Annotated in this window: 18 protein-coding genes and 1 tRNA gene; 5 read left to right on the plus strand and 14 right to left on the minus strand. The window is 73.5% G+C overall.

Translation table 11 applies throughout. From position 1 onward, the window contains the following. Positions 1-16: 16 nt before the first annotated feature. Genes EV187_RS08170 through EV187_RS08185 form a run of 4 tightly spaced genes read right to left on the minus strand, consistent with a single transcriptional unit; the run spans position 17 to position 2,819 of the window. A complete protein-coding gene (locus tag EV187_RS08170; protein ID WP_130352580.1) occupies positions 17-940 on the minus strand; it encodes an LLM class F420-dependent oxidoreductase in 924 nt (307 codons plus the stop codon). 3 nt (positions 941-943) lie between these two features. Further along, on the minus strand, positions 944-1,798 hold the full coding sequence (locus EV187_RS08175) for an inositol monophosphatase family protein (RefSeq protein WP_242609502.1): 855 nt from the start codon (positions 1,796-1,798) through the stop codon (positions 944-946). A gap of 26 nt (positions 1,799-1,824) precedes the next feature. After that, positions 1,825-2,130: an AzlD domain-containing protein gene (locus EV187_RS08180; protein WP_130352582.1), complete on the minus strand. Its 306-nt coding sequence runs from the start codon at positions 2,128-2,130 to the stop codon at positions 1,825-1,827. Continuing rightward, a complete protein-coding gene (locus EV187_RS08185; RefSeq protein ID WP_207221786.1) occupies positions 2,127-2,819 on the minus strand; it encodes an AzlC family ABC transporter permease in 693 nt (230 codons plus the stop codon). The genes EV187_RS08180 and EV187_RS08185 overlap by 4 nt, the downstream gene beginning before the upstream one ends. A gap of 131 nt (positions 2,820-2,950) precedes the next feature. On the opposite strand from EV187_RS08185, the gene EV187_RS08190 reads away from it, so the two are divergent. Then, positions 2,951-3,026: transfer RNA gene (locus tag EV187_RS08190), tRNA-Lys, on the plus strand. Positions 3,027-3,063: 37 nt separating this feature from the next. Here EV187_RS08190 and EV187_RS08195 read toward each other — a convergent pair. Then, a complete protein-coding gene (locus EV187_RS08195; RefSeq protein ID WP_130352583.1) occupies positions 3,064-3,405 on the minus strand; it encodes a VOC family protein in 342 nt (113 codons plus the stop codon). 58 nt (positions 3,406-3,463) lie between these two features. On the opposite strand from EV187_RS08195, the gene EV187_RS08200 reads away from it, so the two are divergent. Then, positions 3,464-4,036 (plus strand): TetR/AcrR family transcriptional regulator, encoded by a 573-nt coding sequence (locus tag EV187_RS08200; RefSeq protein WP_165391144.1) that lies wholly within the window; start codon positions 3,464-3,466, stop codon positions 4,034-4,036. Between the two features lie 17 nt (positions 4,037-4,053). On the opposite strand, the gene EV187_RS08205 is transcribed toward EV187_RS08200, so the two are convergent. The 9 genes from EV187_RS08205 to EV187_RS08245 all read right to left on the minus strand — a co-directional run bounded on the left by EV187_RS08205 (position 4,054) and on the right by EV187_RS08245 (position 11,052). Beyond that, on the minus strand, positions 4,054-4,992 hold the full coding sequence (locus EV187_RS08205) for a 5'-3' exonuclease (protein WP_242609503.1): 939 nt from the start codon (positions 4,990-4,992) through the stop codon (positions 4,054-4,056). A gap of 41 nt (positions 4,993-5,033) precedes the next feature. Continuing rightward, on the minus strand, positions 5,034-5,627 hold the full coding sequence (locus EV187_RS08210; protein WP_242609504.1) for a GNAT family N-acetyltransferase: 594 nt from the start codon (positions 5,625-5,627) through the stop codon (positions 5,034-5,036). A gap of 91 nt (positions 5,628-5,718) precedes the next feature. Further along, positions 5,719-6,312 (minus strand): energy-coupling factor transporter transmembrane component T family protein, encoded by a 594-nt coding sequence (locus EV187_RS08215; RefSeq protein ID WP_130352585.1) that lies wholly within the window; start codon positions 6,310-6,312, stop codon positions 5,719-5,721. Positions 6,313-6,319: 7 nt separating this feature from the next. Next, positions 6,320-7,000, minus strand: a complete 681-nt coding sequence (locus EV187_RS08220) for an energy-coupling factor ABC transporter ATP-binding protein (RefSeq protein ID WP_130352586.1) — start codon at positions 6,998-7,000, stop codon at positions 6,320-6,322. Then, positions 6,997-8,175, minus strand: coding sequence for a thiolase family protein (locus tag EV187_RS08225; RefSeq protein ID WP_130352587.1), 1,179 nt, complete (start codon positions 8,173-8,175; stop codon positions 6,997-6,999). Before EV187_RS08225 ends, EV187_RS08220 begins: the two co-directional genes overlap by 4 nt. Continuing rightward, the gene (locus EV187_RS08230; RefSeq protein ID WP_165391145.1) at positions 8,172-9,404 is read right to left on the minus strand and encodes a long-chain fatty acid--CoA ligase; all 1,233 of its coding nucleotides are present in this window, start codon (positions 9,402-9,404) and stop codon (positions 8,172-8,174) included. The genes EV187_RS08225 and EV187_RS08230 overlap by 4 nt, the downstream gene beginning before the upstream one ends. Continuing rightward, a complete protein-coding gene (locus tag EV187_RS08235) occupies positions 9,401-10,135 on the minus strand; it encodes a biotin transporter BioY (protein WP_130352589.1) in 735 nt (244 codons plus the stop codon). The genes EV187_RS08230 and EV187_RS08235 overlap by 4 nt, the downstream gene beginning before the upstream one ends. A 133-nt stretch (positions 10,136-10,268) precedes the next feature. Further along, a complete protein-coding gene (locus EV187_RS08240; RefSeq protein ID WP_130352590.1) occupies positions 10,269-10,700 on the minus strand; it encodes a hypothetical protein in 432 nt (143 codons plus the stop codon). A gap of 163 nt (positions 10,701-10,863) precedes the next feature. Beyond that, on the minus strand, positions 10,864-11,052 hold the full coding sequence (locus EV187_RS08245; RefSeq protein WP_130352591.1) for a hypothetical protein: 189 nt from the start codon (positions 11,050-11,052) through the stop codon (positions 10,864-10,866). A gap of 97 nt (positions 11,053-11,149) precedes the next feature. Between EV187_RS08245 and EV187_RS08250 the strand changes: the two genes are divergently transcribed. From EV187_RS08250 to EV187_RS08260, 3 genes are read left to right on the plus strand one after another with little or no spacing between them, the layout of a single operon-like run. After that, positions 11,150-11,755, plus strand: coding sequence for a TetR/AcrR family transcriptional regulator (locus EV187_RS08250; RefSeq protein ID WP_130352592.1), 606 nt, complete (start codon positions 11,150-11,152; stop codon positions 11,753-11,755). An 8-nt stretch (positions 11,756-11,763) separates the two neighbouring features. Continuing rightward, positions 11,764-14,652 (plus strand): MMPL family transporter, encoded by a 2,889-nt coding sequence (locus EV187_RS08255; protein WP_130352593.1) that lies wholly within the window; start codon positions 11,764-11,766, stop codon positions 14,650-14,652. Continuing rightward, positions 14,649-16,631: a YhgE/Pip family protein gene (locus EV187_RS08260; protein WP_130352594.1), complete on the plus strand. Its 1,983-nt coding sequence runs from the start codon at positions 14,649-14,651 to the stop codon at positions 16,629-16,631. Before EV187_RS08255 ends, EV187_RS08260 begins: the two co-directional genes overlap by 4 nt. Positions 16,632-16,753 lie beyond the last annotated feature (122 nt).

The following is a 16,753-nucleotide window of genomic DNA, read 5'->3' on the forward strand; positions in this document are numbered from 1 at the left end:
TGACTGTCGTCGCGGCTCAGCGCAGGTGCGGCAGCACCTCCGCGGCGATGAGCTCGAGGTGGTTGAGGTCGCGCAGGTCGACGAGCTGGAGGTAGACCCGATCGGCGCCGAGGTCGCGCAGGCGCAGCAGCTTCTCCACCGCGGCCTCCGGCGTGCCGGCGATGTTGACCTCGGCGAACGTGTCGACGTCGGCGCCGATCGCGGCGAGACGGCGGAGGTAGTCCGCGTCATCCGTGGCCACCACCGTCGGCAGCGCCACCGAGGTGCGCAGCGTGCCGGGGTCGCGACCGAGCTGCTCGCACGCACGTCGCACGCCGTCGAACGTCTCGGCGACGACGTCCTCCGAGCGGAAGCCGATGTTGAACTCGGTCGCGAATCGCGCGGCGAGCGCCGGGGTGCGCTTCGGGCCCGCGCCGCCGATGATCACGGGCACGCGGTTCTGCGCCGGCTTGGGAAGCGCCGGGGCATCCACCAGCGTGTAGTGCTCGCCCGCGAAGTCGAAGTGGTCGCCGGCCGGCGTGGACCACAGCCCGGTCACCACCTCGAGCTGCTCCTCGAGCAGGTCGAAGCGCTTCGGCGGGAACGGGATGCCGTAGGCCTCGTGCTCCTCGGCGAACCACCCGGTGCCGAGTCCGAGCTCCACGCGCCCGCCCGACATCGCGTCGACCTGAGCGACCTGGATCGCAAGGATCGACGGATGCCGGAACGTCGCCGACGAGACGAGGGTGCCGAGCCGGATGCGCCGGGTGTCCCGTGCGAGGCCCGCAAGGGTGGTCCAGGCATCCGTCGGACCCGGGAGCGGGTCGGTGTCTCCCATCGCGAGGAAGTGGTCGGAGCGGAACCAGCCGTCGAAGCCGAGGCGTTCGGTGGCCGCCGCCTGTGCGAGCTGGTCGTCGTAGCTCGCACCCTGCTGCGGTTCGGTGAAGATGCAGAGCTCCACGCCTCAGGCCTCCACGCCGTCGCCGGCGAGGGCGGCGAGCACCGCGTCGTGCAGCCGACCGTTGGTGGCCAGCGCGCTCCCATGCCATGGCCCGGGTTGCCCGGCGATCGAGGTGAACCGTCCGCCGGCCTCCTCGACGATGGGCACGAGTGCGGCGAGGTCGTAGGGCTTCACGTCGAACTCGCCCGTGATGTCGATGACGCCCTCGGCGAGCAGCGCGTACGACCACAGATCGCCGTAGGCCCGGTCGCGCCACACCTGCTCCGACAGCGCCAGGAGTCGGTCGAGCCGGCCCGCCTGGCGCCACTGCGCGAGGCTCTGGAAGCTGAGCGAGGCATCCTCGAGCCGTTCGACGCCCGACACGCGCAGTCGCCTGGCGCCCGGCACGCGAGCGGATGCCGCATCCGAGGCGTCGGGAGCCTGCGCCCCGAGCTCACCGGCCGCCGCGGTCGTCCAGGCACCGCGGCCGCGTGCCGCCCACCAGCGCCGACCCATCGCGGGGGAGGAGGCGACGCCGACCACCGGCACGGCGTCGACCGCGAGCGCGATGAGCGTGCCCCACACCGGCACGCCCCGCAGGAAGTTCGCGGTCCCGTCGATCGGGTCGAGAATCCACTGCCGGGCCGAGTCGCCCTCGGTGCCGAACTCCTCGCCCAGGATGCCGTCGCCCGGCCGGGCCTCCGCCAGGCGCTTGCGGAGGGCGCGTTCGACCGCGAGATCGGCCTCGGTGACCGGCGTGCGGTCGGGTTTCGTCTGCACGTCGAGGTCGACGGCGCGGAACCGGGCGAGCGAGACGGCATCGGCGAGGTCGGCGAGTTCGAGGGCGAGATCGAGGTCTTCGGCGTAGTCGGCGGTCACCAGATCAGGCTATCGGCGCTCACGCCTCACAGCAGGCGCACGAGGATCGTGACGACGACCGCGATCACGACGCAGCCGAGCTGCGCCACGCGGAACCACCACGCCACGGATGCCGCCGCGAGTCCGGGCAGCATGGTCGCGTCGGCCGCGCCCCACCGCTCGCCGAGCAGGTTGACGACCACGAGCCCCGCGAGCAGGGCCGCCGGGAGCGCGTCGATGATCTCCTGTATTCGCGGCGGGAAGACGCGATCACCGAGCACGGCCGGGCCGATGCCCTTGTAGACGATGTTGATGACGGCCAGTGCGACGACCGCGACCACGAGCCCCGTCATCGGTCGAGCCGTTTCGCGGTGCGGGCCGCCGCGAGCAGCGCAGCGAGCCCGCAGATGAGCAGTGCGACGCCGCCCGGGAGCACGAGCACGCTCGCGGCGGCGATCACGGCGGCGACGACGGCGATCAGCACGAGCCGTGGTCGCCCGCGCAACGCGTCGAGGAGGAGCACCAGGAAGAACGCCGGGAAGATGACGTCGAGCCCGAACTGCCGCATGAAGTCGGTGGAGGGAGCGAAGAGCGCACCGATCGCGGTGCCGGCGATCCACGCCGGCCACTGCACGAGCGTCGCCGCGAAGAGCTTGGCGCGGTCGAGGGTGCCGTCGCCGTTCTGCGCGGCCACCCACGATCCGTCGACGACGGCCTGCCCCTCGAGCGCCCGCTGCACCGGGCCGCCGTGCAGCGAGCGAGCGGATGCCGCCCCCATCGGGATGAATCGCGCGTTGATGAGGGCAGCGGCGCCGACTCCGGCCGCGATGCTTCCACCGCTCGCCGCGGTCACGAGCGCGAACTGAGCCGAGCCCGAGAACGTGACCGCCGACATCACGATCGCAAGCCAGGCCGGCCACCCGTTCGTCACCGCGAACGCCCCGAAGCTCACCGCGAGCGCGAAGGCGCCGACCGCGAGTCCGACGCCCACGCGCAGGCCACCGCGCCATCCGCCGGAGGAGTCAGACCGTGTCACGCGCACGTGCGCCAGCCTAGGCGCGGCCGCCGACGTGCGCGGCCGCCGTTCGATTGGCGCATCGGGTCGTTCTCCTGATAACGTGGTCCCTCGGTTCGGGTTGTCGCAGACATCCGGGCCGAGCACGTGAACGGCACGCACCTCTAGCTCAATCGGCAGAGCAACTGACTCTTAATCAGTGGGTTCAGGGTTCAAGTCCCTGGGGGTGCACCACGGAGCCCCGAACCTCTCGCCAGGTTCGGGGCTTTCGTCATGCTCCGGATGCCGCGTCGACCTGGTCGAACACATGGAACGCGTTTCCGCCGGGCCCCTCGAGCTCGACCACGCGGCCGTCGGGGATCTCCGAGGTGTCGCCCCGCCGAGGCACCGACGGGTGCGACGCGAGGAAGGCCTCGAGGTCGTCGACCTCGTACATCGGACCGGCCGAGCCCGGGGCGGTCGAGACCATGACCTGCACGGACGAGCCGGGGACGGCGAACGCCACGGTGTCGTCGCTCTCGCGCCAAGCCTCCTCCCAACCCAGCTCGTCCCGGTAGAAGGCGACCGCCGACGTGAGGTCGGCGACGGGCACGTAGAGGAATTGCAGTTGCATCGGACACTCCTGACCGTAATCACGTTATGGGCTGACAGAACGCGACTATACTCGCGTCGTGCGCAGTTGGGTACCCGTTCCCGGATCGACCAAGGCGCTCCTCGTGCAGGAGGCCCTCGCCGCCTTCGGCGCGCGCGGGTACGAAGCGGTCGGCGTGACCGAGCTGGCGACCTCCGCCGGCGTGACGATCGGCTCCCTGTACCACCACTTCGGCAGCAAGGCCGGGCTCTACGACGTGGTGCGCACCGACGTCGAGCGGCGCGTGCTCGATCGCATGGAGGGTGCGGCGGCCGTTCGCGACACGCGTGAACCCGGCGGGCTCGCCGCCGTGCTGCTCGTCGGGTACGACTACCTCGTCGGTTCGGGCTTCGCGCGACTGCTCGCCGAGCCTCGCCCCGACGAGATCGGCGGAGCGGATCCGAGCGGGTCGTCGTCCGATCCGATCGCCGTCTTCCTCGCCGACACGGCCGATGCCGACGAGGCGCCCATCGGGTCGCTGCTCCTCGCGGCCTGGCGGCAGGCGCTCGCCGAGGCATCCGCTCGCCTGCAGGCCGGCGGCGATGCGGCATCCGTGCGTCGCGCGCTCGCGGCGGTGCTCGGCGACCGTGCGGGGATCGGCGCCTCCGCCTGACGAGCCGCGGGGACGCGCTACGCCGCGCCGACCTCGTTGCCGAGCGCCTGGAGCACCCGCTGCACCGAGCCGCCCAGGTTCCATTCCTCGCCGAGTCGCCGCACCTCGGCCACCTCGGCCGCGTCGAGCGGGCGCAGGCGCGCGTCGAACGGCGGGAACTCGAGGTCGCGCACGACCTCGACCACCGTGGGCGCCACGTCGAGGTACGCCGCAGCGTCCGAGATGCGCGCCCGCATCGTCGCCGAGAGGGGTGCAGCCGGGTCGGCGGCTGCCGCGACGAGCGCGTCGAGGTCGCCGAACTGCTGCAGCAGGCTCGCGGCGGTCTTCTCGCCGATGCCCGCGACCCCCGGCAGGCCGTCGGACGCGTCGCCGCGCAGCACCGCGAAGTCGGCGTACTGGCCTGGGAGGACGCCGTACCTGCCGACGACCGAGACATCCGTCAGCACCTCGAGCTTGCTCATGCCGCGTGCCGTGTAGATCACGCGGACGTCACGAGCGTCGTCGACGAGCTGGAACAGGTCGCGGTCGCCCGTGACGACGTCGACGGCGGTGTCGGCCTGCGTGGCGAGGCTGCCGATGACGTCGTCGGCCTCGTGTCGTGCGGCCCCGATGACGGTGAGGTCGAGGGCGGCGAGGATCTCGCGGATCATTGGGATCTGCGCCTCGAGCGGGTCGGGCGTCTCCTCGACGTCGGGGCCGGCGGGCACGATCTCGGCGACGCGGTGCGCCTTGTAGCTCGGGATCAGCTCGACGCGCCAGTGCGGTCGCCAGTCGTCGTCCCAGCAGGCCACGAGGTGCGTGGGCTCGTAGTCGTTCACCAGCCGGGCGATGATGTCGAGCAGGCCCCGCACGGCGTTGACGGGCGTGCCGTCGGCGCGTCTCAGCGAGTCGGGCACGCCGTAGAACGCGCGGAAGTAGAGGGAGGCGGTGTCGAGGAGCATCAATCGGTCGGCCACACCGCGATCCTGTCACGGACCGACTGCGTCGGCGATGCCCGTTAGTCGGGGTCGCTGCCCGGCGGCATCGCGGCGCCGCCGGGCTCGAGCGCCTTGCGGTAGACGACGAGGTCGCAGGAGGTCGCGAGCAGCGGCTCCAGCTCGGGGTAGAGCTCCCCGAGGGCGCTCGTCCGCACCACGCGATACCCGATGCGCGAGTACCAGTCGTGAAGGAGCTGCTTCGACGGATGCTCCCACGAGGTCGGCACGAGCAGCTCGAGCTGCATGGCACCGAACCCCCGTCCGATCGCCCACGCCTCGGCGAAGGCGACGAGCGCGCGACCGATGCCGACGCCGCGCCGCGCGGGGTCGGCCGCCAGCATCCCGAACTCGGCGGTGCCGCCGTCGAGCGCGCGCACGCGGACGACGCCGACGAGCCGGCCGTCGATGCGGGCCACCGCGAGTTCCTCCCAACGGACCAGCTCGGCGATCTCCCTGGCATCCGTGCGCCGGGCGCCATCCACCCAGAGACCCGCCTCCGCGATGACGTACACGCCGTTGACGAGCTCGGTGATCGCGGCCACGAGCGCGCCATCGTCGGCGGACGCGGCGGGTTCGATGCCGATCTCGAGTGCGGCGGGTGATGAGGAGGTCACCGGATCATTCTGCCGCCCTGGGCCCGTGACCAGGTGCCGGTCCGGGCGGCATCGCCGGGTGGTCGCCGCGCCATGCCGCACGGTCGACCCGTCAGTCGTCGAAGCCGCGCGCGGTGAGCGCCTCGCCGAGGTGTTCGGCGGTGCGCAGCGCCCGAACGATCACCGGCACGGCCAGGGCCAGGATCGACCCCTCGGCGCCGCGCGCCTTGCGGGCCTCGAGCACCTCGCGCACCAGGTCGGCGAGCAGCGGCACGCACCGGACGGCGAGCGCGAGCGCGAGCCCGATCCGATCGGCATCGACCCAGCGGCGGAACGGTCGCAGCAGCGCCTGCATGGCGTCGAGCGTGGCGCTCACCGGCGTGGTCAGCGTGTAGAGGGCCGCCAGCGCCACCGCGAGCACGAGCCGCAGGGCCATCAGCGCGGCCGCCTCCCAGCCGCCGAAGATCACCTGCACGGGCACGGCGAACGCGAGCACCCAGAGGATCGGCACCACCTGTCGCCAGGCGAGCGCGAAGGGCACGCGGGCGATCGCGAACAGCACCACCACGAGCACGGATGCCGCGCCGAGCCACGCGAGCGAACCGAGCAGCGCGACCGTGGTGACGATCACGGCGAGCACGCCGAGCTTCAGGAGCGCCGGTGCGCGATGCACGAGCGAGGTGCCGGGATGGAAGACGCCGATCATGCAGCGCTCACCCGATGAGCGCCCGGTAGGCGTCGAGCGCGGCGCCGGGCACGTCGTCGGCGACGACGCGTCCCGCCTCCATGACGACGACCCGGTCGAAGGACTCGAGGAGTTCGAGCTGGTGGCTGACCACGACGAGCTGCTGGTCGAGCGACTCGAAGTGCTCCGCGACGCGGCGCGCGTTCCGGGCGTCGAGCAGCGTGGTGGGCTCGTCGGCGACCACGATCGCCGGCGCGGCCACGAGCACCGACGCGATCGCGAGCAGCTGCTTCTGCCCGCCCGAGAGGCGGTGGGCAGGGCGCTCGGCGAGGTCGGTGAGCCCGACGCGGTCGAGGGCCGCGTCGACGCGGGCCGCGGCATCCGCCTTCTCGAGCCGGTGGCGGCGCAGTGTGAAGGCCACGTCCTCGCGCACGGTGGGCATCACGATCTGGTTGTCGGCGTTCGTGAAGACGAAGCCGACCCGCCGGCGCACTTCCCGTCCCTGCCTGGCCACGTCGAGGCCGTCGACGACGACCCGGCCCGACGCGGGTGTCACGAGTCCATTGATCATGCGCGCGAGCGTCGACTTGCCGGAGCCGTTCGCCCCGACGATGCCGACTCGTCGTTCGCGCAGCACGAGCGACACGTCGTCGACGACGAGCTCGGCCTCGAAGTCGTGGCTCACGCGCTCGAACACGATCTCGCTCATGCCACCCGCTCCACGATCATCGCCACGCCCTGTCCGCCGCCGATCGAGCAGGCCGCCAGGCCCGGTCGCGGGTCGTCGGCACCCGACATGCGGGCGGCCAGCCGCACGAGCAGCACGGCACCGGATGCCCCCCACGGGTGTCCGAGCGCGATCGCCCCGCCGTCGCCCGAGATGCGGTCCTCGTCGAGGCCGAGCTCGTCGCTGACGGCGAGCACCTGCGCGGCGAACGCCTCGGTGATCTCGACGAATCCGAGGTCGGTCGCGGCGAGTCCGGCGCGGGCGAGGGCGAGCCGCGCGGCGGGCGCCGCGCCGAGGCCGGGCAGGGCGGGGTCGCCCGCCGCGACGGCGGCGGCGCGCACCCGCAGTGCCGGCAGGCCGAGCTCGCGGGCCACGGCCTCGCTGGTCACCGCCATCGCGGCCGCGCCGTCGGAGAAGCCGCACGAGTTGCCCGGGGTCACGGTGCCGCGACCGGATGCCGCATCGACGGGCGACCCGGGCGGGGCATCCGTCGCATGGTCGCTCGCGAACGCCGGCGCGAAGCGTGCGAGACGGGCGAGGTCCATCGCGGCGCGCGGCCGGTCGTCTCGAAGGACCCCGTCGATCGCCACGATCTCGGCGTCGAACGCGCCCGCGTGCTGTGCCGCAGCCGCACGGGCGTGCGATCGTGCCGCCCACGCGTCCTGCCGGGCACGCGAGATGCCGAGCGCCGCGGCGAGCCGGTCGGCGGCCGGGCCCATGTCGGGATCGGGGAAGCCGCCGGGCGCGAACGGCGCCCGCGTGTATCGAACGCCCGACCCGGGCCACGACCGATGGGGTGCCGTCGAGGCCGACTCCGCGCCGCCCGCGAGGACGAGCCGAGCGTCGCCCGCCCGAACCCGCGAGGCCGCCTGCATCACCGCGTCGAGGCCCGAGCCGCACTGCCGGTCGACGGTGACGCCGGGCACGTGGGTGCCGAGCCCGGCGCGGAGCGCGGACACGCGCGCGACGTCGCCGCCGGGCCCCATGCAGTTGCCGAGCACGACGTCGTCGACGGGGATCCCGGCGGGCGCGACGGCCCGCGCGACCTCGGCGAGCACCGGGGCGGCGAGGGCGTCGACGGTGGCGCCGGCGAAGGCGCGCCCGGCGGTGGCGATGGCACTCCGCCGGCCCGCCACGATCACGGCCCCGGTGCTCACGAGACGCTCCGCCCGGACGCCGCGGCCGCCGGATACCCGTCGCCCAGGGAGCCGTCGGCGAGGGCCGCGCGCAGCGCCCCACGGGCGACCTTGCCCGAGTCCGTGCGGGGGACGACATGCACGAACCAGCGGCGGGGGAGTTCGACCGGCGGGAGGGTGGCGCGAGCCGCCGTGACGACCTGCTCCAGCTCGACGCCGTCGGCGAGCTCGACCACCGCGAGGATGCGCTGGCCCAGGACCTCGTGGGCTTCGCCGAGCACGGCGGACCCGTCGACCCCCGGCAGTGCCGCGAGTCGCGCCTCGACGTGCTCGGCGAGCACGGTGGCCCCCGCGGTCGTGATCGCGGCATCCCCACGGCCGAGGATGCGGATGCCGCCGTCGGCGGTGCGCTCGGCGAGGTCGCCCACCGTCGCGAACCCGTCGGGGCCGCGGCGGAGCATGCCGTCGCCGACGGCGTCGAGCGCCAGGTAGGGCGACCGCGCCCACACCTCGTGTCCGGTGGAGCCGCGTCGCAGCTCGACCTCCACGCCCGGGAACGGATCGAGACGGCCGTCGCGTCCGGCGGCGACGAAGGAGAGCTCGGCAGCGCCGTAGTACTCGGTGACGCGGATGCCGCGCGCGGCCGCACGTCGGCGCAGCGCGCCACCCGACGCGGCGCCGGCGACGATCGCGGTCGGCGGCACCGTCGGATCGTCGAGCAGGCGTGCGAGTCGCGTCGGCGTGGCGTGGACGGCGGTCGCGCCGGCGACGGAGTCGGTCGCCGTCGCGCCGAGCCAGAGCGCGTGGAGCACCGCGTAGAGGTGCATCGACACGTGCAGCGGCCCCGTCGCCGCAATCCGATCGCCGGCGCCGAGCCCCGCGAGGCGCGCGAGCGGGCCGGCCGATGCGAGCCAGGATGCGTTCGTGCGGGCGACGACTCGCGGGATGGCGGCACGGCCGGACGATCCCGAGGTCAGGAGTGCGAGCTCGGTGCCGGCGGGCAGGAGGCCGGCGAGCCCGTCGGCAGCGGCCTGGTCACCGCCGACGAGCACCGGGCGCCCGCGGTCGAGCGCGGCGAGCACGGTGGCGACGAGTGCGACGGGCTCCGTGCCTGCGGGGCATCCGACCGGCCCGTCGCCCCTCGGGAGCGGCACGACGTCGGCGGCGCGAGCGAGCTCGTCGTACCGCACGACGTCGGCCCCGAATGCGAGGGCGACGTCGTGCGACGAGCCGCGCAGCCAGTCGCTCATGCGCCGGACGACACCGCCGCGTCGCGACGCCACGGCCATGACCGCGGGGCGATGAGGCCGGGCCACGCGCGGTGCACGCCCTTCGCCACGAGCACGGTGACGACGACCTTGGCGAGGTCGCCGGGCAGGAAGACGAGCGAGCCGACGAAGGCCACGTCCAGCGGCGTTCCGGTGATGGCGGCGAACACCGGCACGCCGATCAGGTAGACGGCGACGATGCCGCCGAGCGCCGTCGCGCCGAGCGCGGCGGGCACGCGGTAGCGGGGGAGCAGCCGGGCCGTGAGCCAGCCGATCACGACGACGCCGACGAGCCATCCGGCGAGGTAGCCCACCGAGGGGCCGACGAAGACGGAGAGGCCCCCGCGCCCTCCGGAGAGGAGTGGGAGGCCCGCAGCGACGAGCGCCAGGAAGAGCAGCACCGAGAGGAAGCCCTTGCGGGCGCCGAGGATCGCTCCGGCGAGCATCACGCCGAGCGTCTGGAACGTGATCGGCACGGCCGTGCCGCCGAGGTAGAGGGCTCCCGGCAGGCCGAGTGCGGCGATCAGCGCGGCGAAGACGGCGACCTGGGCGAGGTCGGTCGCGGTGCCGCGACGGCGCGGGCGAGGCGCGCCCGGCTGCGGCGCGACGATCTCGGAGCCGTCGGTCGCGGTGGCGGCGGTGGTCGCGGGCACGGCCGGTTCGGGGGCGGTCGGCTCGGGTGCGTGGTTCGAGGTGCTGCGGGCGGCGCTCATCGGTCTCCCTCTCGTGGCGGATGCGGGCACGATGCCCGGGTCTTACGCTACGAAAGGCGCAGGAGCGTCTTCTCGATCCGGCCGTACAAGAATCGCGGGGCGATTTTGGAGCGGCGGTGCCGAGGGCCGGCGATCAGGCGGCGCGGGCCTCGAGGTCGGCCGACGATCCGATCGAGGGCAGCGCTGCGGCATCCGCCTCGGATTCGGGCACGACCACGGGGTCGGCCCAGACGACGAGCGGCGCCGGCTCCCAGCTCAGGGCGAGCGGTTCGTCCTCGGCGGGTACGACGACGGCCACGGTGTCGCGTTCGTCGAGCAGCGTGCGGGTGAGCTCGGCCGCGATCTGGTGCGTCAGCATCGCGTGGAAGATGCGGTCGGTGTCGGCGTCGGTGCGACGCACGAGGGCCCAGGCTCCGCCGGGGCCGATGAACTCCGAGAGCTTCGCGTTCAGCAGCTCGAAGAGGTGCTCGCCACGCAGGTCGGCCGCGGTAGGGCGCGGGCTCGGGGCGGCGGCGTGCGCGGCGGCCTGGGCTGCAAGCCTCGCTCTGCGCCAGCGGCGGAACATCGGTGGCCCCTCTCGGTGGAGTTCGGGCCGCGCGGTACGGGTCGCGCGGCCTTTCGGTCTACTTCAGTCTCGGCCCTCGCGTCGCGGATCGCGCCAGACACGCCGCACTCACCGGCTTGCGCCGGGGGAGGGGCCGCGGGGGATTCGGCTCCGAGGTCCGATGCTACTCGGTCAGCTCGGCCCGCTTCGTCTCGTCGGCGACCGTGCCGATCGCGATCGCGAGGCTCGCCAACCACGAGATCCACATGAGGAGGAGGCGCCAGTCCCTCGGGCCGGACGCGGTGGCCTTGACGACGCCGATCCCGCCGAAGATCGAGCTGATCACGGCCCCGCTGAAGAGGTACTTGCGCATGTCGCAACGCTACCGGCTCGCCCGGCATGACTGGGAGTCATCCGTGAATCTGACCGATCGTGCAGAAGCTGACCGATCGGTCAACTACCGTCGAACCATGCCCACCGATGCCCACCCGACGTCGCGCGTGCGCGCGGCCGACGAACTGAAGCAGGCCGCGCTCGAGCAGTTCGCCACCGTCGGATTCGCCGCCACGTCGCTCCAGCACATCGCCGACCATGCCGGCTACTCCAAGTCGAGCGTGCTGTACCACTACGCCTCCAAGGAGGCCCTGCTCGAGGCGGCGATCGAGCCGGCGATCTCCGAGTTCGAGGCGGTGCTCGACGACTTCCTCCTGGGCGGACGCAGCGATCGCCGTCGTCGCCTCGTCGACCGCATCGTCGACCTGCTGCTCGAGAACCGCCAGGCCGTGCACGTGTTCATCATCCAGGGTCCGAGCCTCTCCCAGCTGCCGATCATCGCGCGCGCCAACGCCGCCGTGCGCCGGCTCGCCGAGGCGATCAACCAGGAGCGCGAGAGCGTGACCGACCAGGTGCGATTCGGCGTCGCGCTCGGCGGCGCCGCATTCCTGCTCACGGCCGGCCGTGCATTCGTCGACGACGACCACCTCCCCGCCGACGACGAGCTGGCGGCGTCGCTGCACGCCGTGCTCGCCGACCTGCTCGCCCCGGCCGACCGCCGTTCCACCCCCACCACCGACTGAGAGACACCGTGGCCCTCTTCCTCCACCGAATCGGACGATTCGCGTTCCGACGGGCATGGCTCGTCATCGTCGCGTGGGCGGTCGCCCTCGCGGCCCTCCTCGGCGCCGGCATCGGCCTCGGCGGCCAGCTCCAGGAGTCCTACGCCATCCCCGGCACCGAGTCGCAGGAGGCGATCGACAAGCTCGCCGCCGTCTTCCCGCAGACCGCGGGCGCCGCGGTGAAGGCCGTCGTCGAGGCACCCGACGGGGCATCCGTCGATGACGAGCCGTACCGCACCGCCATCACCGCGATGGAGGCCGACCTCGAGGGCGTCGAGGGCGTCGCGAGCGTGCTCGGCCCGTTCGACGAGTACGCCGGCAAGCAGGTGTCGGATGACGCGCGCACGGCGTACATCCAGGTGCAGTTCGACAGCCCGACCACCGACGTCACGGATGCCTCCATCGAGGCCGTGACCGCCACCGGCGAGACCGGACGCGACGCGGGGCTCGTGGTCGCATTCGGGGGTGAGGTCTTCCAGGACACGGACTTCGGGCTCACCATCACCGAGGTCTTCGGCGTGCTCTTCGCGGGCGTGGTGCTGCTCATCACCTTCGGCTCGCTGCTCTCGGCGGGCCTGCCGCTGCTGACCGCGCTCATCGGCGTCGGCGCCGCATTCGGCGGCATCTCGATCGTCGCGGCGTTCGCGCCGGTGTCGAACACCGCCCCCATGCTCGCCGTCATGATCGGCCTCGCGGTCGGCATCGACTACGCGCTCTTCATCCTCTCGCGACATCGCACGCAGCTCGCGCGCGGGCAGGACCCGGAGGAGAGCGCCGCCGAGGCCGTGGCCACCGCCGGCGGTGCGGTGGTGTTCGCGGGCCTCACCGTGATCATCGCGCTGCTCGGCCTGCTCGTCGTCGGCATCCCGTTCCTCAGCGTCATGGGCGTGGCGGCCGCATTCGCCGTGTTCATCGCCGTCGTCGGCGCCGTCACCCTGCTGCCCGCGCTGCTCGGCGTGCTCGGGCGCCGGCTCACGCCCAAGGCGACGAGCCGCGCCCACCGTCGCGCCAACGCCGCCGACGACGGCGCGAAGCGCACCATGGGTCGCCGGTGGGTCGACCTCGTGCTGAAGGCGCCGGTCGTCTTCGTCGTGCTCGTCGTGGGGCTGCTCGGCGCCGCGGCCGTGCCCGCGCTCAGCCTCGACCTGAACCTTCCGAGCGGCGGCGCCGACACCTCAGCGTCGAGTGATGCGAACGCGAACGACCTCATCGCCGACGGGTTCGGCCCCGGCTACAACGGCCCCCTCATCGTCACGGTGGACATCACGCAGACCACCGACATCTTCGACGACCTCGACGCCATCGGCGCCCGCCTCGGCGAGCTCGACGACGTCGCGTACGTCGGCCAGGGGCTGCCGAACGAGACGGTCGACACGGCGATCATCCAGGTCGTGCCCGAGAGCGCCCCCAACACCCCCGAGACGAAGGCCCTCGTCGAGGAGATCCGCGGGCTCGCGCCCGAGCTCGAGGCCGACTACGGCACCCCGATCGCGGTCACCGGGTACACGGCCGTCGCGATCGACATCTCCAACCGGCTGACCGACGCGCTCGTGCCGTTCGCACTCATCGTGGTCGGCCTGTCGATCGTGCTGCTGCTCATCGTCTTCCGCTCGGTGTTCGTGCCGATCAAGGCCGCGCTCGGCTTCCTGCTCTCCGCGTTCGGGGCGCTGGGCGTCACGGTCGCGATCTTCCAGTGGGGCTGGTTCGCCGATCTCCTGCACGTGGAACCCGGCCCGATCCTCAGCTTCCTGCCGATCCTCCTGATGGCCGTGCTGTTCGGGCTCGCGATGGACTACGAGGTCTTCCTCGTGTCTGGCATGCGCGAGGAGTTCGTGAAGACGAAGGAGCCGCGCTCGTCGATCGTGCACGGGTTCCAGCACGCCGCGCGCGTCGTCACCGCGGCGGCGCTCATCATGTTCTTCGTCTTCTTCGCCTTCGTGCCGGAAGGGTCGGGGGCCATCAAGGGCATCGCCTTCGCGCTCGCCATCGGCGTGGCCTTCGACGCGTTCCTCGTGCGCATGACCCTCGTGCCCGCCGCCATGGCGCTGGCCGGCCGGGGTGCGTGGTGGCTGCCGAAGTGGCTCGCGAAGCGCCTGCCCGACGTCGACATCGAGGGCGAGGGGCTGCGCGCCCACCTCGCGCAGGCCGACTGGGCCGCCGCGCGCCCCGCCGCCGTCAACGCCGACGACGCGGTGTTCGGCCTGCCCGAGCGCCCCATCGGCCCGATCGCCGTCGAGGTGCCGAGCGGAGGCGTGCTCGTCGTGCGCGGCGATGCCGTCGACCGCCGCGTCGTCGCGGCCACGCTCGCTGGCCGGCTCGCGCCCGTGTCCGGTCGCCTCGCCGTGCTCGGCGTGCCGCTGCCATCTGGAGCGGGAACGGTGATGCGTTGCGTGGCGATCGCCGAGGTGGCCCCGGATGCCGCGACCGGCGCCACGGTCGGCGAGCTCGTCGCGCGCCGCGCCGACGCGACCCGCCCGTGGTACCGCCTCGCGCCGTCGAACGCGCTCGTGCGCACCTGGGTCGGACGCGCCGCCGACGCCGCCGGGCACGGCCCGGACGGACCGCGCTTCACCGACGACACCCCGCTCTCCGCGCTCGGCGTCGAGGCCCGCACCCTCGTGGCCGTCGCCGCGGCGCTCGCCGAACGGCCGAATGCCGTCGTGGTCGACCTCGACGACGACCCGGGCGCCTCGAGCGCCGAGCTCTGGCAGGCGCTCGCGCGCCTCGTGCCCGCCTCGGTGACGCTCATCGTGGGCCTGGGCGCCTCGGCGGCCACTCCCGACGCCTCGCCCGAACTCGCCGCACGCGGCATCCGCACCCTCGAACCCGTCTCCACCAAGAAGGAGGTCGCCCGATGAGCACCCGACTCTCCCGGCTCTTCGGCTCAACCCCCGCCGAGCGTCGCGTGCGCTACGGCGCGCTCGTCGTGGCCGTGATCGCCGTGCCGCTCGCGGTCGCGGGCCTCGTGTCCGGCGCCTTCGCGGGTGCGACCGAGAACGTCGAGACCATCCCCGCGGTCGTCGTGAACAACGACGAGATGGTCACGATGACCCTGCCCGACGGCACCGACCAGCCCGTGCTCGCCGGACGACAGCTCGTCACCGAGCTGACCGCACCCGAGACCGCCGGCTTCTCGTGGACGATCTCGAACGACGACGAGGCCGCGAAACTGCTCGAGTCCGGCGATGCCTACGCGGTGCTCACCATCCCGAGCGACTTCTCGGCGTCGGTCACGTCGCTCTCGGGGGAGGCTCCCACGAAGGCCAACCTCGACATCCGCACCGACGACGCGCACGGCTACCTGGCCGGCTCGGTCGCGCAGTCCGTCGGCGACGCGATGACCACCGCGTTCGGCCGGGAGCTCACCGCGCAGTACCTCGAGGGGTTCTACTCGAACCTCGCCGCGGTCGGCGGCTCCCTCGGCGACGCGGCCGACGGGGCCACGCAGGTCTCGTCGGGCGTCGACTCGCTCGCCGGCGGGCTCGGCCAGCTCTCGAGCGGCGTCGCGTCGGCGGCCTCCGGGGCGACGGATGCCGCGAGCGGCGCCTCCGCCTATGCCGACGGCGTCGCGCAGTACGCCGACGGCGTCGATGCCCTCGCGGGCGGCCTCGGCCAGTTGAGTGACGGAGCGGGAGGACTCACCGCCCTGTCGGACGGCGTCGCCGGCTACACCGGCGGCGTCTCGCAGCTCGGCACCAGCTACAGCGCCCTCCAGCCGGGCCTCGTGGGACTGATCGACCAGACCGTCTCGACGGCGACCGGCGGCATGGCCACGTGCGCCACCACCCCGCTGCCGCCCCAGCTGACCGACCTCTGCCAGCTGCGGGCCGGCGTCGAGGGCATCGGCGGCGGACTCTCGACGCTCTCCGCCCAGGGGCAGGAGCTCGCCGGCTCGACCTCGACCGCGATCGGCGGACTGCGATCCGGCATCGCCCAGTCGGCCGCGGGTGCAGCCCAGCTCTCCGGCGGCTCGGCAGCGATCCGCGATGGCGGGTACGGGCTCGCCTCCGGGATCGACGAGCTCGCGGCCGGCCTCGGCGCGCTGTCGACGGGCGCGGCGGACGCCGCGAGCGGCGCGACGCAGCTCGCGGGCGGTGCCGGCGAGCTCGCCGCGGGCCTCACCACCGGTGCCGAGCAGGCGAAGGCGCTCACCGACATCGATGCGTCCGGCACGGCCGACGTCGTGTCGGAGCCCGTCACGTCGACGACCGCGCGGAACAACGAGATCGGGTCGATCGGCGAGGTCATCGGCATGCTGTTCGTGCCCATCGGGCTCTGGCTCGGCGCGATGGCGGTGTTCCTCGTGTTCCGGCCGTTCACCCGCGAAGCGCTGCGCAGCACCGCGTCGACGGGCGGCCTCGTCACCCGGGCCCTCGCGCGCACCGGCCTCCTCGCGCTCGCGCAGGCCGTGACCGTGGTGCTGCTCCTGCACGGCGCGCTCGGCGTCGCGTGGAGCGTGCTGCCCCAGACGCTCGCGTTCGCGGCGCTCCTCGCCCTCGCATTCACGGCGGTCCACGCGTTCCTCACGGTGGCGCTCGGCCGCGCCGGGATGCTCGTGTCGCTCGTGCTCGTGGCGCTGCAGCTCGCGGCATCCGGCGGGCTCTACCCCGTCGAGGTGCTCAGCGGGCCGTTCCAGGCGATCAGCCCGTTCCTGCCGCTCACCTGGGCGGTGCAGGGCATGCAGCTCATCGTGGCGGGGGCGTCCGGGGGAGCGGTGGCGGCGGCGGCCGGAGTGGTCGCACTGTTCGGACTCGGCGGCGTCATCGGCACGCTGCTCGTCGTGGCGCGACGGCGGGGCATCCGCTCGATCGGGTTCGCGGCGGCGGCCCTCGGCTGAGCCGATCGGGGTCGCCCGGCGTTCAGGCGCCGGGCGGCTCGTCGGGAGCCCAGCCCGGGCCAGACGGCGTCGGCGGTGCCGATCGGGATGCCGCGCGCAGTCCAGCCGTGGGGCCGACGGCC

It is taken from the genome of Agromyces ramosus (assembly GCF_004216665.1).
GTDB lineage: Bacteria > Actinomycetota > Actinomycetes > Actinomycetales > Microbacteriaceae > Agromyces > Agromyces ramosus.